This window comes from Patescibacteria group bacterium (assembly GCA_041665365.1).
GTDB lineage: Bacteria > Patescibacteriota > Patescibacteriia > UBA9570 > UBA9570 > UBA9570.
On record JBAYIY010000005.1, the window covers coordinates 81,416 to 89,958 of the forward strand.

At 42.2% G+C, this 8,543-nt stretch carries 8 protein-coding genes; all 8 read right to left on the bottom strand.

The features are described from left to right. Positions 1–3: 3 nt before the first annotated feature. A complete protein-coding gene (locus WCV88_03320) occupies positions 4–333 on the bottom strand; it encodes a hypothetical protein (GenBank protein ID MFA6475213.1) in 330 nt (109 codons plus the stop codon). 50 nt (positions 334–383) lie between these two features. Next, positions 384–1,973, bottom strand: coding sequence for a 2,3-bisphosphoglycerate-independent phosphoglycerate mutase (gpmI, locus tag WCV88_03325; GenBank protein MFA6475214.1), 1,590 nt, complete (start codon positions 1,971–1,973; stop codon positions 384–386). Further along, entirely contained in the window at positions 1,967–3,487 is a 1,521-nt protein-coding gene (gene gpmI / locus WCV88_03330; protein MFA6475215.1) for a 2,3-bisphosphoglycerate-independent phosphoglycerate mutase, read from the bottom strand. The genes gpmI (WCV88_03325) and gpmI (WCV88_03330) overlap by 7 nt, the downstream gene beginning before the upstream one ends. A gap of 71 nt (positions 3,488–3,558) precedes the next feature. After that, positions 3,559–3,696 (bottom strand): hypothetical protein, encoded by a 138-nt coding sequence (locus tag WCV88_03335; protein MFA6475216.1) that lies wholly within the window; start codon positions 3,694–3,696, stop codon positions 3,559–3,561. A gap of 162 nt (positions 3,697–3,858) precedes the next feature. Beyond that, positions 3,859–4,200 (bottom strand): hypothetical protein, encoded by a 342-nt coding sequence (locus tag WCV88_03340; protein MFA6475217.1) that lies wholly within the window; start codon positions 4,198–4,200, stop codon positions 3,859–3,861. A 101-nt stretch (positions 4,201–4,301) separates the two neighbouring features. After that, positions 4,302–4,994 (bottom strand): hypothetical protein, encoded by a 693-nt coding sequence (locus WCV88_03345; GenBank protein ID MFA6475218.1) that lies wholly within the window; start codon positions 4,992–4,994, stop codon positions 4,302–4,304. Between the two features lie 244 nt (positions 4,995–5,238). Next, positions 5,239–6,426: an ATP-binding protein gene (locus WCV88_03350; GenBank protein MFA6475219.1), complete on the bottom strand. Its 1,188-nt coding sequence runs from the start codon at positions 6,424–6,426 to the stop codon at positions 5,239–5,241. Positions 6,427–6,484: 58 nt separating this feature from the next. Next, a partial coding sequence (locus WCV88_03355) for a right-handed parallel beta-helix repeat-containing protein (GenBank protein MFA6475220.1) occupies positions 6,485–8,543 on the bottom strand: 2,059 nt, incomplete at its 5' end.

An 8,543-nucleotide genomic window follows, 5' to 3' on the forward strand; every position in this document is an offset into this window, starting at 1 on the left:
GGATTATTCAATCTTTGCTTTAAAAATATTTTCACACCACTTTTTTTGTGTTTCATTCTTTATTTTTTTACAAATGTCTTGATCGCTATTCTTTTTCGCTAGATCAAAAAGGCACATGTCTTGTGAACTCTGTTCCGGTAATAATTCACATTCCCAAACAAAGTCACATCCAGTAAAATAAAGCCCTTGATCAAGTGAAGCAGATTCGTTTGGGCTGATCAACTTACAGTCGGAAAAAAGAGTAGTATGTTTAAATTGCCAATACCAATACCCCGCTACACCCAGACCGGCTAATATAATAATTATTACTGCGATAAAAAGTGTTTTTTTCATAAGACTAGCTTAACATTCACACACGCAAAGTCAATTATAATTTTATTATCTCACTGAATCAAACTTCTGGCTGACATTTCGGCAGGGACGGGTAAACCCATTAGACGTAACATGGTGGGAGCCACATCGGATAGCACGCCTAGCGGTTGTAGTTGGGATAAATCGTTCATGGGTATTTGTGGCCAAGCGGATTTCATTGGTGCCCAACGATTACCGATAATCATAAATGGTACCGGGTTGGTGGAATGTTCTTTGTCGATTTCACCGGTTTGTAAATCGTACATCTCTTCGGCGTTACCATGATCGGCAGTTAACACCAACGTGGCATCGGTTTGTAACACCACTGCAACAATATCGGCCAAACACTGATCTAAAAATTCAATGGCTTTTTTAGTGGCTTCCAAATTGCCGGTGTGTCCCACCATGTCGGCATTGGCAAAGTTCGCCACAATATAATGATACTTGCCAGCTCTAATTCCCTGAATCACAGCGTCACGTACACCGCCGGCACTCATTTCAGGAATCTCCGCATAACTCGAGACGCGGGGCGATGGAATCATCACGCGCTCTTCACCCGGATAAGCCTCTTCTCTGCCACCATTTAAGAAAAAAGTGACGTGGGCATACTTTTCCGTTTCGGCAATATGCAGCTGTAACAAACCGGCATCCGACACAATTTTCGCCACTGGCTCTTGAATGTGATCCGGCACAAAGGCGATTTTTACCGGCAAGTTTTTTTCATACTCCATCATGGTCACGAATGGCAATGTTTTGTAACTTTTTGTTTGCGTAAATTTATTAAAGCCAGGCAACACAAAGGCTTTGGTCATTTGCCGGGCTCGATCAGCTCGAAAGTTGAAAAAAATGATGGCGTCATTATCATTCACCGTCGCCAATGGTTTACCATCGGCTCCTACTATCACAGTCGGTTCAAATTCTTCATCATAAACACTCCGTTGATACGATGCTTCAATCGCCTGCGCCGGATCTGTGGCCGTGTTTTTAGCTTTACCCTCAGCGATAGCATTATAAGCTGTCTCAATGCGCTCCCAATGATTATCCCGATCCATCGCCCAAAACCTGCCAGCCAAACTGGCGATGTAACCAAACCCCAACTTTTGCAAACGTTGTTGTAAGGTTTGAATATAATGTAGCGCACCATTACGCGGCGTATCCCGACCATCTAAGAAGGCATGAATGGCTACTTTGTGTACTTGCTGTTGCTGACATAATTCTAATAAGGCATAGAGATGATTTTGCGTACTGTGAATACCACCGTCACTGACTAAGCCCATTAAATGTAAGGTAGAATTTTTTTCTTTGACATGTTTGATTACCTCTAAAAATTTTTCGTTGGTATTAAACGTCCCATCGAAAATGGCTTTATTAATAAAGGGCAGGCTTTGATAAATCACTTTACCGCCACCAATATTTAAGTGACCAACTTCTGAATTACCCATTTCTCCCCAGGGCAAACCCACTACCTCGCCTGACGCTTGCACAGTAAGGGTTGGATATTCTCTGGTAAATTGATTAAAATGCGGCATGTGCGCTAAGGTCACCGCATTACCACGCGACGGTGCCGCTATGCCAAAGCCATCAAATATTACTAAAACAATTGGCCAGCCTTGCCCTAACATAATGCCTCAGCTGTTACCTCTTTAGGTTTTGGCAGGGAAAGTACTTGCAACATGGTCGGAAGAATATTAGATAAGTTACCACCAGATTGTAACTTAAGATGCGGGATAGTGACAATGAATGGCACTAAATTGGTAGAATGTTCAGTATCTATTTCTCCAGTTTTAAGATTCAACATTTCTTCGGCATTACCATGATCGGAGGTAATAAACATGATAGATTTTGTATCAGCGGCTTGCAGCGCTGCCCACAAGCGACCAATTTGCTCATCAATTGCTGCTACGGCTTGGACGGTGGCAGCGTAATTTCCGGAGTGACCAACCATATCAGCGTTAGCAAAATTAATGACATAGAGATCATATTTTTTTTCCTGAATGTCTAACAAAACTTGATCAACCATATCAGTAGCACTCATGGCTGGTGCCTTAGTATAATCAGGATCATGTGGTGATGGAATTTTTTCCCAAATTTCTCCATTTAAAGGATGATCGCTACCACCATTCAAGAAATAAGTAACGTGAGCATATTTCTCACTTTCGGCGATATATAGTTGTCGTAATGATTTTAAAGCCAGTGGCATAGTCATGGATAAATCGGCTGATGGAAAGGCCGAGATGATACTATCTAAATCTGGACCAAAGTCGGTCATAGAAATGAACTTGAGATTATGCAACACCTTTTTGCGTTGAAAAGCTCCGGGATTTTTTTGATTAAAATCATCTCCCTGCACAAAACATTTAGTAATTTGCCGCGCACGATCGGACCGTAAATTAAAAAATATTACCGCATCATTGTCTGCAATCAGACCTTTATCATCAATCACGTGTGGCTTGATAAATTCGTCTGATTCATTTCTATTGTATGATCGAGTAATCGCCACCTCAGCTGACGGAGCCTGTTCACCGCGTCCTAATACTAAACAATCATAGGCTTGCTCGGTAATCTCCCAGCGTTTATTTCGTTCCATCGCATAAAATCGTCCCATAATGGTTGAGATGACCTCACCATCTAGAAAATGATCCTGCAAATTTTTTAGTAGTTCAACAGCTTCGTGAGGTGGAGCATCGCGCCCATCGGTAAAAAGATGCAAATAAGTCGATATCCCCTTTTTTTTACAAAACGTCAGTAAGGCTTCTAGATGATCTGGATAAGCGTGTGCACTCATCCGGCTGGTGAGCATACCCATGAGATGTAATTTAGAATGATTTTTCTTGGCATGTTGCACCGCTTCTAAAAAAGCTGGATTTTTGAAAAACACTCCGGAGCTAATGGCTCGATTAATCAACAAGGCTTCTTGCAGCACAATTCGACCGGCGCCAATATTCATGTGCCCGGCTTCTGAATTGCCATCTTGTTTATCCGGCAAACCCACTGCTCGACCGCTGGCGGCTAATTCTGTATACGAAAACTGCTGACGCAATTTATCCAAATTGGGTGTTTTTGCTGCGGTGATGGCATTCCCTTTTTGTTTTGGTGCAATCCCCCAACCATCTAGTATCACTAAAGCATGTGGCATGCTGCGATTATATCAAAGTTTAGTGTGGTGAGGAAGCAGTTGATTATCTTCTCACCACACTACCAATTCAGTCAGGGGCAAGTGACCCACTGGAAGCCGCCGTAGTAGTGATTGTAGACGTACGGAAGGGCCGTCTTGATGTTGGCGAAGAAGGCGTCCTCGTCGATGTCGTAGGTACCAGCGCAGTTCGGCGTGACGTACGGATCCATAATCCACCTGGGAGATTTGATCATCACAGCCGATGCCAAACAACCACATCAGAGTCAGCATCACAGCTCCAAAGACTGAGTACCCTCTATCGCCTGCCCTGGAGGTTTTTCCAGAACATGAGACAAGAGGCCTGAGCTTTACCCCAGAGGAAAATTCTAGAGTTATACTTGATTCGTCAGACCAAACATAATCAAACCAATCACAACATTAAACAAAACAATCATTCCCAACCAACCGCACGCTACACCAATCACCATTGGAACACTCTTTTTATAATTATAAATAATGCTGGCTAATATAATTAATAATATAAGAGGTAGCACCATTATAATAATCGGTAACACCACACTTGTTCCAAGTGTTGGCATGACCATAATAAATACTTGTGTCAAGATAGAACCTAGTATGCTAACTATTACTGAAACACCCATACCCATTCCTAAACCAATCAGAAATTGATTTAATGTTTTAGATTTGGTTTGTGATTGTGATGCTGTATCCATAAATGAAAATAAATAAATTAATTTTATTAAATATATTATTAGGGAGAGCACGGTGAGAAAGCTTGCGTCTGCTTCCCCACCGTGTTGTCATCGTCAGTCCGTCAGCAGCTGATCCACATGAAGCCGCTGTAGCTGTAGCTGATGCAGAAGTACCCCTTGCGCGAGTTGCAGCTGCTGGCGCTGGACACCATCGCGCTGAGGTAGGCGTTGATGAGCCAGGCCGGCGCGCCGACGTAGCGGCCGATCGTGCTGGCCGCGCTGCCGGAGTAGCGCATCACGCTGAGCATCCAGTTGGCATCGCCACCGCCGAAGCAGCTCTGGCGACCCCACCAGTAGGAAGCGTTGGACACCCACATGTGTCCGCCGTTCTCGAGCGCCTCCTGGTAGAACTCGTACTCCTCGAGGGCGACTTCGTTCGCGGTCGGGAGGCCGCTGATCAGGGCGTCGATCACCACGGTGTCGTTGGTGTCGGGCCCGTCGTTGACGTAGTACTCGTAGACGGCGGGGTAGCTGTCCTTGATCGACTCGAGGAACGCGGTCTGATCGAAGGTGAAGGTCCAGTTCTCCTGCTTGGTGATGAACTGGTCCATCTGCTCGATCCAGTAGTCGTACTGCTGCCCCTGCTCGTAGTTGGCGCCGTAGTCGATCTGGTCGTAGTCGGTGGCCGTGTCGGCGACGCTGGTGTCGACCTGCTCGCAGGTGTCCGAAACGTTGTCCGGTTCGGCCTTGGCGCAACCGAACAGCAGCACCAGACCGCAGAGGTAGAGATATTTCAACGAGCGCGTGCGCATCATAGCTCCTGGGACTGAGTTACCATCTATCGCCTGTCCTAGAAAATTCCAGGGCACGAGATAAGAGGTATCTGCACAATAAACTAACCATAAAAATCTGTGAAGGGCTTTTTCGCGACGGCGCAATGGCAAAAAACTTCAGTTTAGTACAGCAGAGTGCAACGACTTGCTTGTGGATAAAATTTTTTAGCGCCGTCTCACCTACGTTCCTAAGAAGGAACTTCGGATGAGTAAACTCTATTTAACTCTATAAAGCTGAACCAAATACGGTTGATGCAAGTGCCACATAATTTTTAGATACCAGATAATACTGCGCTAGCCCGAGATTATCACTTAATACAGCTAATTTCTTAACATCCGATGTCGTGGCGGTAGTTTTTACTTCAAAAGCAATCTTTTTATTTAAAATCACATCGATCTCGGCCGTATTACGTTTATTATAAAAACTAACCTCACCATATTGTGCCAGTTGATTCACAACTGTATTTTCAAAAACTTGTGCTTCGTTGACCTGACCAAGCAGGCGCAGTAAACCAGTATCGGTGAGATAAACTTTTTTCCCACCAGCCACTGCCCGATCCACGCTCTGGGAAAATTTTGGTAGTAACCGTAAAAAAAAGGTCGCTTGTAAAAATTCCAGATAATAATAAATCTTTTTCCGATCGACGTTTAATTCGTTGGCAATTCGAGATATGTCTAATAACGAGCCAACCCGTGGAGCTAACAATAAAATTAGATCACGTAATTCACGAATATCTTTATAATCAGATAATAACTTTAAGTCTTTTTCAAAAAAAGAAGTAAAAATATTCTTTAATATATTTTGTTTAACTGTATAATCTGATGTCAACACCACTTCCGGAAAACCGCCATAGGTTAAATAATCTTTATATAACTCTTGCCGAGTAGTGAATTGTTCAAGGTGTTGTGGTTGTACCGCTAACTCTATAGTATAAGATTGCAACTCAGCTAGATCTATCTGATCGAAAAAATACAAAATTTCCTGAAATGATAACGGTGCTAACTCATATAAAAACTTGCGCCCACTGAGAGATTCTGGAAATAAGTTTTTCAAATAAAAACTAGACGAACCAGTGACAATAAACTTTACTTGGTAATGATCAATGAGGTATTTTATCACTTTGGTGATGGTTGGATAATTTTGGATCTCATCTAAAAAAATGTACAAACGTTTTTTTGTCGCTTTAGCTTGGCGCTGTAAACGTTGATAAATATTATTGTAATCAACATCCTCAAATATTTTTTGATCCAATGGATTATCAAAATCAAACCATAATTTTGGATAATCATGAATCTCATCGAATAATTGCTTAAGTACGGTAGTCTTGCCAACTTGGCGCATACCGGTAATAACCAAAGCATTCTTATGGTCAAGATTATCTAATAATGTATGAAATAAGAGGCGTTTTTTCATAGTGTGGTAATTCTAGCACAAATATGTACATTTGTGTACTAAGATATGCACAGGCTAACTATGGGTGCGGCACAGTTACTCTAACCTTAGATGGTGCACTTTCCATACCAGCTTTATTGTAGGCTGTGACAACTACATAATATGGTATCCCATTTGTGAGCCCAGTAATAGTAGCTGGCCGGGTTAAACCAACATCTAAAATATTAGTGAGACTAGTGGCACTGGTACCATAATATATTTTGTAACCAGCCAAACTTGGTGCCGGAGCAGACGATGCTTTCCAGGCCACTGTGATGGTTGTATCCCCTGGTGTGAGTAACATTAGGTCTGGGGCTGGGTTCTGTAAGACTTGAATGGATGTAATAATACCAGCACTTTTGTTACCGGTTGTATCTACTGTATATAAGGTGTAAGTGTAGGGTGAGTTATAGCCAGGAGTAGTATCGGCATATTCCGTACCAGTCGTACTAGTAGATAAAGTTATTGTAGTACCTGTTGTAACATCAGTTCGATCAACTTGAATGTGATCAAGGTCAGAATCGGTAGGATTAGTCCAGTTTAACACCAAAACCTTTGGCCAGACCTTTTTTATGATTGGCCCAAGGGTAATATCGCCGGGTGGAGTGACATCAGCATCAGGATCAACGGTTGTCCAAGGATCAAAATCCACGTGGTCACTGACACTATCCCCCAACCCAGTTGGGTTAGTAGTGGCATTGTATGGTCCGGAAGAATCTCCCCACCAGTTGTTTTCTGCGGTGATAGTGGTTGTAGAATATAGACCAATGTAAGTGTTACCACTAATTTGGTTATTAGAAACAGTCGGATTAGCATTATCTACCAAAATACCATAAACATTGTTAGTGATAATATTATCTGTAATGATTGGTGTACTTGATGAACCGTTCACATAGCTCCCCATGTGCGAATTGGATAGATCGTTATTGGTAATTGTTGGTGCTGCATTTACTATGTTAACAGCCACATCGGCACTGGCAAAAATGGTGTTATGATCTAATACAGTGGTACCACCAGTAATATTTATAGCCGGTTCATCAATGGTATTGGAAATAGTACTGTTAGAAATTACACTGGTACTATTAGGATCAATATCTAGAGTGTGGTATTTACTGTTCTGGAGAGTACTGTGATCAACTGTTACATTGGCAGCATTATCATCGATTAATAACATAGCCGCACTATAACCACCATATTGCATGGTGACATAATCAAAATTAGCTATGGCACCACCTGATATTTTTATAGAAATCCAATCTCCAGCGGCTGGGGATGTTGAAGAACCATCACCGTTTGTGTCACCACCGTTAGTATCATCTTTAATTGAGGTAAATGTGATTGGTTCAGTTGTTGTTCCTTGAGCATTGAGCGTACCATTAACAGTGAGAGAATTTGTATCCAAAAATTTCACTGTCGTACTTGGTAAGATCGTCATAGTTTTACCTGATTCAACTGTCACACCACTCCATAAAGCATAAAACAAATCATTATCCATGTTCAATGTCATATCACCGGACAGTGTACCGGTTAACGCAATGACATTGTAAGTATTAAGTGAACCAGTGTTTCCGGTAATGGTCATGCCGGCTCCTGGATTATCTATGCGCACAGCATACTCATTGTTAGTAAAGTTGTTATTGGTAATAGTAGGAACAGATGTTGTTCCACCAATATATAATCCTGTCCCTGAATTGGTAAAGGTGTTGTTGGTTATGGTTGGGGATGCATTGTATGCCACTAAAGCATAATTGGTTGGAGCACTGATGATGTTATTATCAAAGGTAGTAGTACCACCGGTTATATATATTCCGTATGAACCAGAGAAGCCGGTAATTGTACTGTTAGAAACAGTACTGATACTACCTGGATCGATCTTTAAAGTATAGTAATTACTATTTTGCAAAGTACTGTGATCAATTGTCACGTTGGTAGCGTTATCGTCGATGAGAAACATAGTATCATATGAAGCTCCACCATATTGTACGGTGACATAATCTAAATTAGCTGTAGCACTACCAGATATTTTTATGTAACCCCAATCTCCTGCGGCTGGTGTGGTTGCTGAGCCATCACCGTTTGTGTCACCACCAAATGTATCA